General features: G+C 46.0%; 17 protein-coding genes. 10 read left to right on the forward strand and 7 right to left on the reverse strand.

The annotated features are described in order from the left end of the window. Window positions 1-391 precede the first annotated feature (391 nt). The 4 genes from KFE26_RS09570 to KFE26_RS09585 are packed head-to-tail and all read left to right on the forward strand — an operon-like array spanning window position 392 to window position 3683. The gene (locus tag KFE26_RS09570; protein ID WP_212600253.1) at window positions 392-913 is read left to right on the forward strand and encodes a hypothetical protein; all 522 of its coding nucleotides are present in this window, start codon (window positions 392-394) and stop codon (window positions 911-913) included. Window positions 914-973: 60 nt separating this feature from the next. After that, window positions 974-1651 carry a response regulator transcription factor gene (locus tag KFE26_RS09575; RefSeq protein WP_006079763.1) on the forward strand — a complete coding sequence of 226 codons (678 nt, stop codon included), beginning with the start codon at window positions 974-976 and terminating at the stop codon, window positions 1649-1651. A gap of 49 nt (window positions 1652-1700) precedes the next feature. Then, window positions 1701-2957, forward strand: coding sequence for a HAMP domain-containing sensor histidine kinase (locus KFE26_RS09580; protein ID WP_212600254.1), 1257 nt, complete (start codon window positions 1701-1703; stop codon window positions 2955-2957). Between the two features lie 33 nt (window positions 2958-2990). Then, a complete protein-coding gene (locus KFE26_RS09585) occupies window positions 2991-3683 on the forward strand; it encodes a TIGR01621 family pseudouridine synthase (protein ID WP_212600255.1) in 693 nt (230 codons plus the stop codon). 26 nt (window positions 3684-3709) lie between these two features. On the opposite strand, the gene KFE26_RS09590 is transcribed toward KFE26_RS09585, so the two are convergent. Next, entirely contained in the window at window positions 3710-4879 is a 1170-nt protein-coding gene (locus KFE26_RS09590) for a GGDEF domain-containing protein (protein WP_212600256.1), read from the reverse strand. A gap of 259 nt (window positions 4880-5138) precedes the next feature. Here KFE26_RS09590 and KFE26_RS09595 point away from each other — a divergent pair, with 259 nt between their 5' ends. Beyond that, window positions 5139-5306, forward strand: a complete 168-nt coding sequence (locus tag KFE26_RS09595) for a YqaE/Pmp3 family membrane protein (protein ID WP_212600257.1) — start codon at window positions 5139-5141, stop codon at window positions 5304-5306. A 72-nt stretch (window positions 5307-5378) separates the two neighbouring features. Here the strand turns inward: KFE26_RS09595 and KFE26_RS09600 are convergent, their stop codons facing one another. Continuing rightward, window positions 5379-7556: a TonB-dependent receptor gene (locus KFE26_RS09600; protein ID WP_168826443.1), complete on the reverse strand. Its 2178-nt coding sequence runs from the start codon at window positions 7554-7556 to the stop codon at window positions 5379-5381. Window positions 7557-7980: 424 nt separating this feature from the next. Here KFE26_RS09600 and KFE26_RS09605 point away from each other — a divergent pair, with 424 nt between their 5' ends. Continuing rightward, entirely contained in the window at window positions 7981-8172 is a 192-nt protein-coding gene (locus KFE26_RS09605; protein ID WP_113941341.1) for a DUF2986 domain-containing protein, read from the forward strand. Between the two features lie 19 nt (window positions 8173-8191). On the opposite strand, the gene KFE26_RS09610 is transcribed toward KFE26_RS09605, so the two are convergent. The 4 genes from KFE26_RS09610 to KFE26_RS09625 all read right to left on the reverse strand — a co-directional run bounded on the left by KFE26_RS09610 (window position 8192) and on the right by KFE26_RS09625 (window position 11543). Further along, window positions 8192-8704 carry a M23 family metallopeptidase gene (locus KFE26_RS09610; protein WP_105251107.1) on the reverse strand — a complete coding sequence of 171 codons (513 nt, stop codon included), beginning with the start codon at window positions 8702-8704 and terminating at the stop codon, window positions 8192-8194. Between the two features lie 37 nt (window positions 8705-8741). Then, the gene (locus KFE26_RS09615; RefSeq protein ID WP_212600258.1) at window positions 8742-9332 is read right to left on the reverse strand and encodes a hypothetical protein; all 591 of its coding nucleotides are present in this window, start codon (window positions 9330-9332) and stop codon (window positions 8742-8744) included. Window positions 9333-9344: 12 nt separating this feature from the next. After that, a complete protein-coding gene (locus KFE26_RS09620; protein ID WP_247651570.1) occupies window positions 9345-9965 on the reverse strand; it encodes a CHAP domain-containing protein in 621 nt (206 codons plus the stop codon). A gap of 234 nt (window positions 9966-10199) precedes the next feature. Then, complete coding sequence (locus KFE26_RS09625) at window positions 10200-11543, reverse strand: anaerobic C4-dicarboxylate transporter (protein WP_105251110.1); 1344 nt, start codon at window positions 11541-11543, stop codon at window positions 10200-10202. 263 nt (window positions 11544-11806) lie between these two features. On the opposite strand from KFE26_RS09625, the gene KFE26_RS09630 reads away from it, so the two are divergent. Together KFE26_RS09630 and KFE26_RS09635 are read left to right on the forward strand one after the other, a co-directional pair. Then, window positions 11807-12985, forward strand: coding sequence for a PrnB family protein (locus tag KFE26_RS09630; RefSeq protein ID WP_105251111.1), 1179 nt, complete (start codon window positions 11807-11809; stop codon window positions 12983-12985). A gap of 4 nt (window positions 12986-12989) precedes the next feature. Next, complete coding sequence (locus KFE26_RS09635) at window positions 12990-14111, forward strand: aminotransferase class V-fold PLP-dependent enzyme (RefSeq protein WP_105251112.1); 1122 nt, start codon at window positions 12990-12992, stop codon at window positions 14109-14111. Between the two features lie 165 nt (window positions 14112-14276). Here the strand turns inward: KFE26_RS09635 and KFE26_RS23995 are convergent, their stop codons facing one another. After that, window positions 14277-14600, reverse strand: a complete 324-nt coding sequence (locus KFE26_RS23995) for a YceK/YidQ family lipoprotein (RefSeq protein ID WP_212600259.1) — start codon at window positions 14598-14600, stop codon at window positions 14277-14279. A 492-nt stretch (window positions 14601-15092) separates the two neighbouring features. Between KFE26_RS23995 and KFE26_RS09645 the strand changes: the two genes are divergently transcribed. Together KFE26_RS09645 and KFE26_RS09650 are read left to right on the forward strand one after the other, a co-directional pair. Further along, the gene (locus KFE26_RS09645) at window positions 15093-15965 is read left to right on the forward strand and encodes a hypothetical protein (protein ID WP_212600260.1); all 873 of its coding nucleotides are present in this window, start codon (window positions 15093-15095) and stop codon (window positions 15963-15965) included. A 183-nt stretch (window positions 15966-16148) separates the two neighbouring features. Continuing rightward, the gene (locus KFE26_RS09650) at window positions 16149-17021 is read left to right on the forward strand and encodes a hypothetical protein (protein ID WP_212600261.1); all 873 of its coding nucleotides are present in this window, start codon (window positions 16149-16151) and stop codon (window positions 17019-17021) included. Window positions 17022-17334: the final 313 nt, after the last annotated feature.

The raw sequence follows: 17334 nt of genomic DNA on the forward strand, positions 1-17334 counted from the left end.
CAGATAGACTAAAATACCCGCTAAAATTCAATCCTCTTGATTCTAAATGGCGAAATTGAGGGTTATCACTGAAAATGTCATGTTTAAAAATCCTCAGATGATCAAAGCTTAATCTTGTTTCCATCGGTGTTTAAGCTGGTATTAGGTAGACTTTACACATTAGCCACAAAATGATTTAGTGTTTGGCTTATCAGCGATTTAGGTTCTGTTGACGTTGGATTTCAGATCAATTGATGGCCGAACCAGAGTTAACGCTGACACAGTGTGATTCTATATCCAGTGGTAAATTGTGAGGGATTAGCTTGGAATTGCATACAGGCGCAATAGGTCCATCGACTTCTAACTGATTGTCTCATAAGATACAAACTTAGCTGATTTAAATGGAGGGGCCATGAGACTATGGTTGCTAGGATTCATGTTGGTATCTGGTGTCGCAACGGCGGCTCAGAGCATGTATTCGATGTTTGCGGGTGGAGACTATGTACCGCCGTTGAGCGTTATGCAGCAGATTGAAAAAGGGTTCTCCGGTGTGATTGCCGAATTTCATATGGAAGAGCAAGAGGGTGAATTAGTCTATCAATTTGAGTTAATTAATCCTTTAGCAAACTCTATAACGCGGTTTGAATATCGTGCCAGTGATGGTAAGTTACTGAAACAAAAGGCGAGTAAAGTAAGCGCCGATGATCTGGGTGAGGTTGAGGCAACGCGTATGATCGCGGCAAAAGATCAAACCTTTTCAGGTCTAATCGTTAAGGCCACTAAAGATCATAAAGCCTTCTTAACCGAAGCAAAGTTAGACCACGACTTAGGTATCAGTTATTTAGAACTTAAGCTGCTAGACGATACGGGTAAGTTTAAGTTGGCCTTTGATGTCGAAAATTTACGACCGTTACCTTTACTCAAGTGGGATTGAAATATCTAAGTCAATCGAGTGCTCATACGAGTGCTTAAGATTGAGGAGCGCAACATACAGATGAAAATACTTTTAGTTGAAGATGATGCGACGACGATTGATTACATCGTCAAAGGATTTCTTGAGCAGGGCCACAATATCGAAACGGCGAGCGATGGTCATCAAGGCCTGTCACTCGCGACGAGTAGTCAGTACGATCTCGTGATCCTCGACCGCATGTTACCTCAGCTCGATGGCTTAAAATTGCTGGCCGCCTTAAGGGCAACGGGTAATCAAACACCAGTGCTGATTTTATCCGCTTTAGCGCACGTTGATGAGCGAGTAAAAGGCCTGCGCGCGGGCGGCGACGATTATATGACTAAGCCGTTTGCTTTCTCCGAGTTATTAGTTCGCGCTGAAAAACTGATGCACCGTGGGCAATCTGTGCCTGTGACAACTGATCTCGTTGTTGGTGGTTTGAAGATGGAGTTACTGACCCGTAATGTCACTTTAGACGGGCAGGAGTTGATGCTACAGCCAAAAGAGTTCCAGTTACTTAAGTATCTGATGGAACATGCTAATCAAGTTATTAGCCGCACCTTATTGTTCGAAGCAGTGTGGGATTATCACTTCGACCCGCGCACGAACGTCATCGATGTGCATATCGCAAAATTACGCCGTAAATTTGAAGAGTTAGGCCATGGCGAGCTTATCGAAACCGTGAGGGGAGCGGGTTATCGCTTACGACAAAGGCATTAAGCCTTACCAAAGCAGCGCCTGGCGCATCACAATCGTTTTTTCGACCTTAGTGATAGTGATCATCGGGGCGTTGCTATTTGCCCTTTATCGACAGTTGATTATTGAGCAGCAGTATCAAGTGACTCAATATTTAGAGTCAGAGACCCAACGTTATCAGCAACTTGCCCTAACGGTTGATCGCCGTAGTTTTGCCGCTCAAATCCGCGCCGCCGATCCACAAACGGCCCTGATCGCTTGGCGTAATAGCTACGATATGGTCGGTGCCTTGAGCTTTATGCCCGAAGGCATGCCCATGCTGCCGCAAACGCGGGATTTTCCTATCTTAACCGGTGGCCCAGATAAGCTGCATATTCTTACCGGCGGCCTAGTGATGACCCGTTACGGCCCAGTGTTGATTGCGACCCGTACCGATAACTTAGCGACATTAATTGATAAGTTTATCAGTGCCGCTGCAACGGCTGTCATGCTTACCGTAGTGTTGACTTTAGCGCTCGGCTATCTGTTTTCTAAGGCGATTTTACGTCGATTAGTGCAATACAACCGCTTGAGTGAACAGATTGAACGCGGTCACTACGACACCCGCTTACCCTTGAGTTGGCGTCAGGATGAGTTCGATATGTTGGCGCTGCAGTTTAATAATGTGCTGGATATTCTCGAAAATAACCTGATGGCAGTGCGTGGTGCGACCGATAATATCGCCCATGATTTACGTACTCCATTGTCACATATCCGTATTGGTATTGAAGAGTTAGCGAGTAAGCCGAGCAACGAGATTAGCGAAGGTTGCGCCATTTTGACCGAGGAGCTCGATCATTGTTTAGCGACGTTTGATGCCATGTTGTCGCTCACGCGTATCGAAGAAGGTCAGCAGACACTCGATTTGCAGGAGTTAAGCCTAGCACAACTGTGTACTGACTTATTGGATATGGCCGATGCTGTGGCTGAATCTAACGAGCAAACCTTGAGTTTATCGCTACTGACAGATCATAAGATTTTTGGTGATAAATACTTATTATTCCAAGCCTTATATAATCTTGTCGATAATGCGATGAAGTATTCTGGCCAAGGTGCGCGGATTGAGATTGTTCAGTCAGGCCCACAAATTCAGATCCGCGATAATGGCCCTGGTATTCCAGACGAGAGTAAAGAAAGAGTATTCGAACGCTTAGTGCGCCTCGACCCTAGCCGGCATTTACAGGGCACTGGTTTAGGATTATCTATGGTCAAAGCGATTCTCTCACGGCACAATGCCAAAATTAATCTCACGGATAATCATCCCGGCTTAGTGGTCACTATTCAGTTTTAAGTCGATGATCCGCATTACAACGCCGAGTACTCCATGTATCGAATCATAGCCGATGAGGCTGATTTTATTGTTATTTCCAAATCAGCCAAAGTGCATTTCCACAGTCAGGATGGGACTGCAGGCGTGGTGGCGCAGGCTGAGCAAGATTTAGGGATTAAGCTGTTTGCTGTTCATCGACTCGATACACCCACGTCCGGTCTGTTGATTCTGGCTAAGAGCGCGGTCGCCGCCAAGCAATTTACTGAGCTGTTTACCGCCCATAAAGTGCAGAAATATTACCTCGCCCTCGCGAAAGGCAAGCCGAAGAAGAAGCAAGGCTGGGTGATTGGTGACATGGCAAAGTCGCGTCGTAGCATGTTTAAGTTACTGCGGACTAAAGAGAATCCAGCGATTACGCAGTTTTTCTCCTTGAGTGTTGGTGAGGGGTTGCGTTTATATTTGCTTAAACCCCACTCAGGTAAAACCCATCAATTAAGAGTTGCCTTGGCGAGCTTAGGTGTACCCATTTTAGGGGATGATTTATACGGCGGAGAGGCCGCGGATCGGTGTTATCTGCATGCCTATTGTCTGCATTTTCGCTATGGTGATGACGTGACAGGTTGGCATGATTACGCTTATAGGGATTTGCCGACTCAAGGTGAGCATTTTGGCGCTGAAGGTGTCACTGAAGCGCTAGTTGCATGGCGTGAGCCCGAGACTTTGGCTTGGCCAGCGAAAGGAGATTAATCTTTGCAGCGTTATGTTGCAAAAGCCTAGCAAGCTTGGCAAATACGGTCTCGGCCCTCAGATTTTGCGCGGTACATAGCTTGGTCTGCTTGAATGAGTAGTTTGTCAGGTTGGCATCCTTGATAAATCGTGGCGTAACCTAAACTGGCATGAATTTTTATCGTAACACCTTGCCAGATAAATGAATTGTCCTTAAGTACTTGATGCAATTTCTCGGCGACGACTCTGGCCGCGGGAGCATCAGTCGCGGGTAAAATCACCAGAAACTCCTCTCCACCGTGACGACATAGGGCGTCATTTTCTCGCAATACCGATCCAAATAGTCTCGCCGCCGTCAGCAGGGCGAGATCGCCCGCATCGTGCCCGTATTGATCGTTTATGTCTTTAAAATGATCAAGATCCAATAAAATCATACTGTAAGGTACTTTATCCCGCAGCCAGCGTTGATGGATATTGTTTAAAAACTTATGCATAGCACGGCGATTCCACAGGCCTGTGAGTTGGTCCCGCTCCGCTAACATGCGGATTTTACTGACAAGCCGAGTCATGGCATTACCTATCATCACGATATTGATCAATAGGGCCAGAAAGACATAGAACCAAAGCACAGGTATGGCTTCTTGCGTGTGCATGGCGATAAACATAGGACTTTCTTCGGGAGAGAGTAAGGCGATAAAGATACGAATGATAAAAATACCCACCATGGCGACTAAGGGCATGACCATAGCGATGGCAACTCGATTTCCCGTATCGCGTTTGATGGCAAGATAGTTATCTCGAGTTAACATGGCGAAAATGAGCGCGGCGCAGGCTGAGAATACGATGGCCAAAATGCGTTCGGAGCTGAAATTAGGTGGAACCAAGAGCATCACACCAGCGGTGAGTGCTAAAAGAATAAGATCCGATTTTACACTGGGCTTGAGTCTAAAAAGCGCCTTCGTTCCCCAACGCGCTAGAATGAAGCCAAATAAAATCGCCATATCCGAGCAGAACCAAAAAAAGTAACTGGAGGCTTCGGTGCGTTGGCTGTTGAGTATGATGCCAAGGAGGACGAACAAGTTCGCCAGAGAAAAGCGCATACTGGCTTGAGTGGCAATTTTTAACGGTTGTGCAATGAGTCCCCATGCGATGGCAGCCGTGCTAGTAAGCAGGCAAATAAACTTGATGAGTAATAAGGCTTGGGGATCAAATATCATTCTTTTACTTCATATTTTTCTTTAACTATAGATGCTTTTAGGGATTTTCGGTTGGAGTTTAGTGGATATCTTAGTCTACTCTGGACAGATAATGGGTTGAATATCCTTTTTCATTTTAGGGAATGGTAAGGGCCTTCATTTAGGCTGCGGCTGGGATTATTTACGCCCTGCAAACTAAAAGGTTTGCAAATTCTGAGTCTTCCTGCGAAGTTAGATCTTGTTGATTTGCCTACAATCTCCGTTTTGAGGATGTTCTGTTATGGATACAAATAAACTACTTTTAGTCATTATTGCGATTTTATTGCCCCCAGTTGCTGTATTTTTGAAGGCGGGAGCGGGTAAAGATCTGCTAATAAACATCGTGTTATGTTTACTGTTCTGGTTCCCTGGTTTATTACACGCATTCTGGGTCGTGACCAAGGCATAATTTGCTTTCTTCCACACAATAAAAAAGCGCAATTTAATTGCGCTTTTTTATGTTTCAAAATGGGCCTTTCACTTAGAAAGGTAAGGTGTAGCCTATTGTTGCAGTACGTCCCATCCCTTTGAAATAACGATCATTCGTACCCATGGTTTGTGAGTAATAATTGAAATAATCCTTATTAAATAGATTTTGCAAACCTAGGCTCAGGGTGCCAGTGTAAAGCGGCATTGAGAAGGAAGCATCGACTGTCGTGTAACCATCAAACTCTGCATACTTATTGCCCGCCGCGTTTTTAAAATCGCGGTCCATGTAGTAATTGGCTTGAACGCGGGTCGACATTTCATTATCGAAGCTATGGGTCCAGAACAGGTTGATACGGTTTGGTGAAATATTTGCACCATCGAGATCGGTATCGACTTGGCTATCACCATTTGAATCGTATTCGCCCTGCTGGAAGGCGATATTCATGCCGAGATCATCATTGCTGGTAATGTAGGCGGTGACATTGGCTTCAATACCATCGATCACACTCTTTTCGCGCTTCACGTCGTAGAAACCATCACTATTTAAGGCCAAACGTGAACCAAAATCAGTGGCGGAACGATAGTAAGCTAGCTTAGCGCTTAAGTATTTACCTTGGTAATCGGCGCCGACTTCAACGTTATCTGTGACTATCGGCGTGAGTGCCAGTGAGCCATCTATGCTGGGATTGTCGCCGGGGAAGCTTTTACCATCACGCAGAATTCGGCCGATATCCGGCATGCCAAAACCTTGGTTATAGCTGGTATAAACACGAATGTCAGGAGTGATTTTATAAGAGATACCGACGTTAAATAAGGTTTCATCGAAGGTGGCTGAACCGCCCGCAATTTGCTTATTGCCTGCACCCCATAGGGTTTTGTAGTCATCTACACTTAACTCGGCATGTTCGTAACGAACACCAGTCGATAAGGTTAAATTTTCAATTAAGTCATAATCTAACTGCAAGTATGGCGCAACGTTGTCATAGGTACTTTCGGGAACCCATGAAAAGCCTGTTTTTACTAAATCTTGCTCAGTGGTGTCGCGGAAAAGGTCGACACCGTAGGCCGCATCAATTCCTGAACCTGCAATATCCTTAGCGATTAAGGCGCTTTTTAAACCCCATTTAACCGAAGAGTTACGCGATTGCTCGTAGTACAAGCTTTCACCTTTACTGCCGACACCGCATTGGATGACTTGGTCGCTGCCTTCGAAGGATGGATCGTAGAAGCTATCGAAACAGCCGCCACCATAAACCGCTTTAAAATCTTGATTAAAGAGTTGCAGGCTAAGTTGCTGGCCACCAATGTTGGCGTGGGTGTAAGTCAAACTTGTGGTGGTCACTTGGTTGTTGGCGGCTTCCCATGGCTGAGTTTCTTTAACTGCACCTGTGGGTACACCATTGGGCTTGTCACCTGCAACGGGCATCCAATCGCCATTGTTGTCTGCATTGTAATGGTTAACCATTAATTCAAGGCGTGACTCATCGAAGTTATGGCCAAGCTTGATGAAGAAGTCTTTGCTTTGACTGTCCATCGACTCGCCTTGAGTCGTGTCGACACCCACTACGTTATGATTGGCATCGTAATAGACGCCATTATTGCGGTAGCTAACCGAACCTATCATGTCGATAAATTCTGACTCGCCAGAAAACGCATAGCTAGCACCAAAGCTTAAGCCATTGGATTTCATTGAATCAGGCACTGTGACATCGAAACTAGCAACCTGTTCGCTGTCGCCTGTAGGCTTTTTAGTGATGTAGTTGATGATACCGCCCTGGGCACCGAGACCGTGCATGGCATTGGCGCCGTGAATGATTTCGATGCGCTCAATCATGGCAGGATCTATAGTTTGTCCCTCTCTACCACCACTGCGAAGTGGGTTCGATTGAGGCACGCCGTCGATCATAATCAATGGCGGACGACCACGCAGGGTTTCACCTGTGTTACTCATCTTCTGGCGGCTCGGTGAAAAGCTAGGCGCTAAGTTACCGATAATAGTCGATAAATCTTTAGTGGTGCGGAACTGTTCTTCTAATTGGGCGCGGTCGATGATAGTGACAGTATTGGGGATCGAGCTGGGGGATTTATCCATTCGACTCGCGGTGACAGTGATTTTTTCTATGTCTTTATTTTTGTTGTTTGGACTGTTGTCGGTGGCATCTTGGGCCGCAGCGGATTGGGTTAACGCTGCCAATACGGCTAAAGCAACAAACGAGGTTTTGAATGTCATATAACTTCCTGCTAAGGGCGAATGAGTTTGTTACACCGGCTCCCTTGGCATAGGTTAATATTCCATTAAATTGTATTACAAATGATAACGATTTTTATTATTCGCGATTTTAGGGGAGGAATTACAGCTTGTCTAGTCACGCCATACAGGAAATTGCATGATTTGACGACAGTATGAATAAATTGCGACACAGCACTCGGTATCGAGAGGTTTTACTGTAAAGGCCATGCATATAGTGCGAGTTCATGTCGGTAAAGCATTACCTTGTTTGGCATTTGTCTTTGATTTAGGAGACCTATGTTTTAGTCGCAGGTTTGATTATTTGATTGGGCTACGCGTTTGCCTTAGTGCTTTCGATTGTCTGGCGTGTTGATGGAAGGCTATAATCGCCCCCCTTTATACCGTATCTCGCATTGGTACTCTGATGAACCGTAAAAAGAAGATTAATCAAACCTTGAAGAGCAAAGCAAAAAAGGCCAATGCCAAACTGCAATCTAGCAATAAACCTAAATATATTGCGAAGGCAGAGAGAGAAGCATTAGCTGCGGCAGTTGAGCATGAAACCCCATCAAAAACCGCAGAACCTCAGCTTGATATTGCACTGCCAATAAGCTGATTAAAGTAAGTCGTTAAACCTATAGTGCAGTTAAATACTCTATAGGGTTTTGATAAAAGGCCTTTTTATAACCTTGGGTTGAAGTATCCATCAGCCAAGGTTTAGGCAATAAGCTCAAAATGGAATAGTGCAAATGGGGCGGTTTACCTTGTGCATTACCCGTATCGCCGACAGTGCCCAAAGTGTCACCTTGGTAGGTAATCAATCCCGTGGCTGATTCAATTTGGGCTAAATGGGCAAAGTAATGAATTTGCCATTTAGGACCTAAACCAACCACCACATTTCCTCCTTTGAAGAAGTCACCTCGATACAAGATCAGCATAGGCGTTGGCGCAATCACTGCGGTGTTTTTGGCGGCGAAAATATCTATCCCCTTGTGAACGCCCGATGGACCCCAAGGTTCATACCAAAAGGTTTGGCTGTTCCAATCTTTACTGCTGGCACCTTTTACTGGGATCGCGGGTGACTCAGGGATCAGATAACCACCAAGTAGCAGTAACGTCAGTGCTAATCCAACATATTTCAATTTCATTTTTTATCCTGCATTAAGTGTTTGCGTACCTTAAGTTTTAATGAAAATCGCTAAATTCCCGCCAACTTTCAGGATATTGCAAGCGCTCGGCTTCTGAAAGCGATAGCCAATAGGGGCGCCAAAAATAGCTGCACCAAAAGTCAATATTACCTTGAAGACTGCCGAGGGTATCGGGATCTATATTGGGAAAGCTTTCCCATGGATTGGGCGGGGCAGATTTGAATCTGATTAATGCTTCTAGCAAGGGTTTGTCATTGGTCACTAAGGTTATGCACACACCCGCAAAATCGTCATATTGGTTCAGTAATACGCAGGTCGCTTGGGTTGGATGTTCGATAAAACCGTTAAAGTTGACCGTTTGCTCGGGCAATGTGTTAAAGCCTGCCTGGCTAAGTAAAGTGTTTAAGGCCTCTTTACCTTGGTAAGTCAGCAAGCAATGCAATTGATAAGCAAAAATATCTGCTCTGTCCATAGGTACAACGAGTGGATAGGTTTGTATGATTGGCAAGCTGATATTGGGCATCTGGGCTTGATGAAAAACAGTGTGTAACTCAGTTTGTGGCCTAGATTGCTTGAGGCTATTACTGTTGCGCGCAAAGCGTTGTTTAATCCAAGTTAATACTGACATTATTGTTATTTCTCAGTGAACTTTACTGGTGAATGGCGTATTTGCGGATTCTGCAATCGGGGATGCCGTGATTTCCGGAGCCTGCCATCTTAACCAACCTTTTACTCGAGGCGCATCAATATACCAGAGGCCGTTTTGTTGAATTAATGCCAACCGTTCGCGTGATGGGCCAAAGGGGCCAGGATTTTGCTGAGCAATTTCAATACTGCTATCGGTAACTGAGGCAATGATCGCAACGTGACCATAGGGGTTAAATATCCATGGAGAAAACACGAGTAGATCATCCTGCATAGGTTTGGTCTGACTCGCATTAGTGTATTGCCGCATAGCGCGTTTTTCATTCCACATGCCATCGCTTAACTTGTTATCAAAAAAGTCTCTAGCATGGCCTAAAGCATCAGGCATTTTATGCTGGTAGCGTTGGTAAAAGTAGCGCTTAACAAATTCAACACATTGATATTGAATACCTAAGTTATAACCATCTATAGATAGGTTGCGTCCTGAATGGGTATTAACTCCTCCGTTATAATAGATATTAACCCCGTTTAGAGTGTCGATGACTTCTCCTACTTGATGGTGGGAATTAAAGTTAATCCGAGTTATCAGACTGTAGGCACAGTATACGAGCCCCATCAGTATCGCGAAAAAAGCTAATAGAATGGATAAGCGTCTAATCATCTTTAGTACGGCAAGCTAAAAAGAGTTGTTGAGTAAGATACTTATCTCACTTTCGGGCTGCGTATTTTATGTTCTGAAGAATATGGGCGTCTAGGGTATGGGTTTTATATTGGCACAGGTTAATACTTTTGGGTGATCTAAGGTTATCTAAAGCAAAGGCCGCATTAGCGGCCTTTGTTATTTTGGCGGTTAGAGTAAAGCGGTTGCGAGTAGATAACCGACAGCCGATGCTGTCGCTACACCGATAAAGCCTGGAATGATAAAGCTGTGGTTAATAATGAACTTACCTATTTTAGTCGTACCTGAACGGTCAAAGCCGATACAGGCCAGATCACTTGGATAGGTTGGTAGCACGAAATAACCGTAGCTTGCAGGGAGGAAGGCGATTAAGAGTTTTGGATCGACCCCTAAGGCGAGTCCCATAGGTGCGATTGCTGTGAGTGCTGCCGCTTGGCTATTAACAAGCTTAGAGATGAGAAACAGCACTAAGGCATAGGTCCAAGGCTGGCTTTGTACTACATGGGACAGGTTTTCCTGCAGTACATCCATATGGCTGATGAAGAAAGTATCGCTCATCCACGCCACACCAAATACTGAGAAAATTGCCACCATGCCCGCTTTAAAAACGGGACCGTTAGAGATGTTAGTCGGTTTGACTTTACAGGTCATCAGGATAAAAGCACCTGCAATTAACATCATCATCTGGATCACTAAGTTCATCGAGAGCAAGGTCGACTTACCTTTAACGTCAAAGGCGGGACGCAATTCACTAAATGAACCTAACAGTACCACAGCAGCGATAGCGGTGAAGAAAATCCCCGTTGCCCAGTAAGCTTCCTTCGGATATTTTTGATTTAACAGGGTTTCGCTCTTGTCATAGATAAAGGCTCTTTGGACTGGATCTTTAATGCGTTCTTGAAATTCTTCATCTTTATCTAAATCTTTACCACGACGCAGACTCCAAAGTGCAGCAGCCATGACACCGCAAAGCGATGCTGGCACTGACACCATTAAAATTTCGAGCAGATTGTAAGCACGGCCTACACCCTGTTGTGATGCCAGAATCGACACCATAGACACCACCGCTACCGACACGGGCGAAGCACAAATCGCCATTTGTGAAGCGACAGATGCCACCGCCATTGGGCGCTCTGGGCGAATATTTTTCTTCAGCGCGATATCGGAAATAATCGGGAACATGGTGTAAACCACATGGCCAGTACCGCAAAGGAAGGTCAGCGTCCACGTGGTCAGCGGCGCTAGAATCGTGATGTATTGTGGATGACGGCGCAGTAAGCGCTCGGCATACTGCATCATCACATCTAATCCCCCCGCGGTTTGCAATACGGCTGCACAGCCAATGACTGCAAGTATGGTTAGCATAACTTGTACTGGCGGTTGTCCCGGCGCTAAACCGAAAACAAAAATCAGTAAAAATAAGCCAATACCGCTGATGAGGCCGAGTCCCATGCCGCCGTAGCGGGTACCTAGCAGTAGGCAGCTAAGCACTACTATAAATTCCATTAAAATCATCCGATTTACCTCTGCGGAACTACCGCTTAGCTATTAGTTGAGTGATGAGTGTCTTCAGGAACATTCTGCGGAGTAAAAGTGTTTGAAAAATTGCGCTGGCGCATGGTGTAAATAAAAAATGGCATTAGTTTTTTCGGAAATTTGACCTAACGCTAGAAACACGTGGCGATAAGTTGCATTCTGGTTACGAGTTTTACGGATTGGGCTAACGCTTTGAGCTCACTCCGTTTAAAAGAACGATAACAATACTCAAGGATAAGCCCGTGAAACCAGCCACCTTTAATACCGAAGCCTTTGATGATTGGATCCGCAGCCGCTTTGTGGAACTCAATTCCGAGCTAGAACAGCTTTACTACCAACAAACAGATCGGGCCAATGTGCTCGATATCGGCGCAGAAGCTAAGTTGGCGCTGGAGAGCGAAGGGCGAGAGTTGATTAAGACCTTGCTCGATGAGGGGAATACTGATGAAGGTTTCGACAGTGCCTTCGATTTACTCGGCAATGTGGGCTTGTATATGGCGGCCTGTCGGCGCCATGAAATTACCGAGCCCTCGCGGGAAACGACATCGCCATTAGCTGAGGCTTCTGCGCTCGCCATGCATATTGGCGCTTCAATAGGCGTCACGCCGCGCTTTGCCACCGCACATTTAACTACTCACAATCGTGCCCACAATGGCATTTATAAGCGCTTTACCGATCTGAGCGCCGAAAAGCTGTTTGTGGATTACAACACTAAAGGCATTTTGGCCTATAAACGCGCCGCCGATGCGCTATTGAAGATCCAGCCTTTGGGCATTTCCCATCCCATCAGTCACGATTTACTGCGAGTCGCTAAACAGGCCTTGCAAGATGTGATTGAGTCGAATACTCAATTATTCAACCGATTAGATACTGACCGTTTCTTTTACTGTGTTCGTCCTTACTACAAACCTTATCGGGTGGGCTCGGTCATTTATCGCGGCGCCAATGCAGGGGATTTTGCTGGGATTAATGTGATTGATTTAACGCTAGGTCTCTGTTTTGCAAACGAAGCTTCTTATTCGCAAATGCTGGTGGACAAGTTTTTATACATGATGCCAGAGGATCAGCAGATATTGCGCGAGTGCATGCGTCGGCCGAATTTGATGGATGACTTCCTGCAGGCAAAAGACTGCTCAACCCAAGATTGGTATCAAGAAAACTTGCGACTCTTCATCGAAGTCTGCGAATTACATGGCGAGACTGCGATTCAGCACCATAATGAGTTAGTGACTAAATATATTGCTGAGCCTTCGACAAGTATGGAGCAGCAGCATTTAGCTAAAGTCACCGCCAGTGGTCCGCCACTGCATGTGCTACTCGGCTCATTGGAGCGACTCAGAGATAGACGCGCCGCCGCTCAGCGCAGCGATATTCGGACTCGTTATTGTGATATTAAAAAACTAAAAGAGAGTTTGAGATAACACTATGTTTGAAGATTTTAAAAAGGACTTTTACCTAGCAGGTCCAGGATATCTATTAAACCATTCCGTTGGCCGGCCATTAAAATCGACCGAGCAGGTCTTTAAAGAAGCCTTTTTTGCGCCTTGGCAGGAGTCGGGGCGTGAACCTTGGGGCCAGTGGCTGGGTGTGATTGATGATTTTACCTTTGCTTTATCTAAACTATTTAACGGCCACCAAAAGGATTTTTGCCCTCAGGTCAATCTTTCCAGTGCGCTGACTAAAATTGTCATGTCCCTCGACAGATTGAACCGCGAACACGCCGTTGTGTTAATGAGTGAGATTGATTTTCCCAGCATGGGTTTTGCCCTTAAAAAAGCGCTGCCTGCCAGTTGCGAAGTACGCTTTATTCCTAAAGGGCTCGATATCACCGACCCTAATGTGTGGGATACGCATATCAGCCGCGATGTGGATCTGGTGTTTGTCAGCCATGCTTACTCGAATACGGGGCAGCAGGCGCCATTAGCCAATATTTTCACTATAGCCCGTGAGCGAGGTTGTTTGAGCTTAGTGGATGTAGCGCAATCGGCGGGGATTATTCCGCTGGATCTCGCGCGCCTACAACCCGATTTTTTAATCGGTTCGAGTGTGAAATGGCTCTGCGGCGGCCCTGGTGCTGCTTATCTTTGGGTTAATCCCGCCATATTGGAGAGTTGTCAGCCTAAGGATGTGGGTTGGTTTAGCCACGAGAATCCGTTCGAATTTGATATCCATGATTTTCGTTACCAGCATTCCGCGCTGCGCTTTTGGGGAGGGACACCATCAATCGCGCCTTATGCCATTGCCACCCATAGCATTCATTATCTTGCTGGTTTAGGTACTCCGTTGCTGCGTAAATACAATCAGCAATTGATTGATGCTGTGGCGCAAGAGCTCGACCATGAGTTTGTGTCGCCGCGGGATACTGAAAAGCGCAGCGGTACGCTTATTCTGCAGTTTGGTAAACAGCAGCATCAAATGATGACGGCATTGGCGAACGCGAATATTAGTGTCGACGCCCGCAGTATGGGGATCCGGATTTCTCCGCATATTTATAACAATATGGCTGATATCAAGTTGTTACTTGATGTGATTAAAGCAAATCGCTAACTTAAATGATTTAAAATGGCTTACTAGGCTAGGTTGTACTACGTAATTACAACTAACAAGGCACAACACTCTGGGAGGCAAACCGCGACATGGTCGTTCCCGTATGCCGGCGTTAACTCACCGTCACACAGGCAACTTGAGGTTATTTATTGGGTGCGATCATGCTTAAATCTTATAGTCATAGCGGCAGACCATGGGTCGCGGGGTGTGGAGCTTGGGATCGCTGGGCGTGATCGCTAAATCTGCAGGTAGCATAACAGTATCGATGATCAACGCACTGCTCATATCAACGAGTGTCAGCGGGATGGTAAAGAGCAGCAAGGGCGGGGCCGCCAACGCTGAGATCATCATACACTCCTCGCCATTATCAACAGCCGTTTGCACACTTGAGAAAGAGTGGCCCCAAGTTGAATCTTCTCCCATCCTCGACGTTATCGTTGCACATCCCGTGAGAGAACAGCACACGACCAACCAAGTCAACCAACGCATAACCACTCCATTGTTTATATGTGAAAAACTGCATTGCTTCGGTATGATCTACTCACTTGATCAACTGAGAGCGTTAGTGGTGTGGAACCAGATCAGGTTTCATTTGACGCCAACCTGTTCTGTTTCAATAGCTTGGCATTCTAACTATATGATTATATCTGTCAATTATTCATCAACAGAAACGAGATACAACCAAGCTCAATAACCTAGTTGTTAACGGCGACTATAGTTTTGGATTGGTATTAATCATGGAGGTTTGTATGCCGTGTCCTCGCAGAACTCAGATGAGTTTTGAACATACTCTTTAAAATCAGTCTCCACTTCCCTCACTGGCCATCTAGCTACTTTTATTACTTTCCTTAAAACTGCTTCAGTAAATATTCGCTTGAGGGTAGGCCGAGAGCATATTATGTTGCTGATTTAAAATGGATGGCTGGATTTACTGCTTGGCGATGACCACGCTACAAGTAGAGCCTACCGAGAGGTAACAGGATGAACAATAAAGCAGCGCCGCAGCAGTCGGCGTCGACAGAGCAAGACACACAACCGTTGAACGACAGCCGGTATGAAGACCTGCCGCGCAGTGAGTTCCTGCAATTACCCAAAGAGGAGCAAGACCGGCTCTATCAGTTGCGTCAGCAGCGGGTGCGAGAGGCGCCCACGCTTTATGAGTGGGATCTTAAGGTAGCGACTGTGTATGGCATGGGGTGGATCATGGTCCTTATTCCGTGCGGGATTACGGCTCTAGTTGGGTTGGTGACACGCTGGTATGGATTTGAACAATGGTATTATTTTCTCATCATAGTGATGATTTTTGGGCCATTTATGCGCTATCTCTGGTTGGCCGACAAACAGTACCACTATCGGCTCACCACAGAGGGGCTGGTCACCACTTATCATGATGCGATTCCGGATGCAGCCTACGCGGTAGTACGGGGGCTGGCTTGGTTTGGAGTGGTGGTTTGTATTGTCGGGGTGGCCTTTTTAGGCCCGGCCGTCTTAGTCGGCGCGGGTGGTTTTGCCGTGATGGCATTTTTCTTCACAGGTTTTAAAAATATAGAGACAACTTATGAGAGTCCTATAAAAAATGGGCATCGTCATTTGATTAAGGTAACGCGGAATCGTCCATTTATTGCCTGCCAATCGGATGTACGAACAATGGGCTTACGTGCAAGTATTCGCCTTCATTGCCCATTGGATAAGATGCACATTATCTTGTCATTGCTGATGACGCAGTTACCTGATTCTGAAATCCGTGTATTTAAAAATGAGCGCGTGTTAGATGGCGTACCATTTGCGTCATTTGAGTCAGGCGAACCTGCCCAGCTGGTAGATTTCGCCCCTGAGAATACCCATGCCGTCTAACGCTTTCTTTCGCGCCTGTTATTGGCGCGAGACTCGGTGTTCATCAGTGGCAGCTTTGCCACCAAGATGCTAACTGACTTTTTAGCGGCAAGGTCGTCAAGGGCGAGAAAACATTAAGTACGAGCTGTGTGGGTAGGTTAACGATGACCGTGCAGTCCGTGGGTACAGCAAAGGAATAGCTATATGAATAAGAGAGCAGCGCCGCAGCAGTCGGCGTCGACAGAGCAAGAGACACAACCGTTGGACGACAGTCGGTATGAAGACCTGCCGCGCAGTGAGTTCCTGCAATTACCCAAAGAGGAGCAAGACCGGCTCAATAAGCTACGTCAGCAGCGGGTGCGTGAGGCGCCCACGCTTTATGAGTGGGATATTAAGGTAGCGACTGTGTATGGTCTATTTTGGTTAACCTTCCTGATCCCGTGTGGTTGCGTAGCACTTATAGGGTGCTATTTGCTATCTGGCGATACTAGCTTGGGTATAGGGTTAATCATCATGGCTTTAATTATGTGCTTATCTGCTCGTTACCTCTGGTTTGCAGACAAACAGTACCATTATCGGCTCACCTCCGAGGGTTTAGTTACCACCTATCATGACGCGATTCCGGATGCAGCCTACGCGGTAGTGCGTGGGCTGGCTTGGTTTGGGGTGGTGGTTTGTATTGTCGGGGTGGCCTTTTTAGGCCCGGCCGCCTTGGTCGGTGCAGGAAGTTTTGCCGTGATGGCATTTTTCTTTACTGGTTTTAAAAATGTAGAGACTACTTACGAGAGTCCTATAAAAAATGGGCATCGTCATTTGATTAAGGTAACGCGGAATCGTCCATTTATTGCCTGCCAATCGGATATACGAACAATGGGCTTACGCGCAAGCATTCGTCTTCATTGCCCATTGGATAAGATGCACATTATCTTGTCATTGCTGATGACGCAGTTACCTGATTCTGAAATCCGTGTATTTAAAAATGAGCGCGTGTTAGATGGCGTACCATTTGCGTCATTTGAGTCAGGCAAACCAGCCCAACTATCAGATTTTGCCCCTGACAATCCCCAGCCTAGTTGAATAAAGCGTGGACACTTAACAATAATGGCGCTGTAGTTGCCGCGGCAACAGCAACAATAGAGATGGATGGTTAAAAACTGATCTAAATTAAACGAGGGTGCGGCATAAAACCACCTATATAGTCGGAAGTTAACTGGCGTGCCTTCTCTGAATGATAAAAGAGTGGTTGGCGATGATGCCTATTTAGAGAACAACGCGACGATTGAATCTGAATAAAAGTTGTATATACCTTCAAAATACAAAAAGCCCCGATAGCGTTGCTATCGAGGCTTTTATATTTTCTGTATCAATTACATAAAGCGAGCCGGTTGTA

This window comes from Shewanella sp. M16, from assembly GCF_018224605.1.
In the GTDB taxonomy this organism is placed as follows: Bacteria; Pseudomonadota; Gammaproteobacteria; order Enterobacterales; family Shewanellaceae; genus Shewanella; species Shewanella oncorhynchi.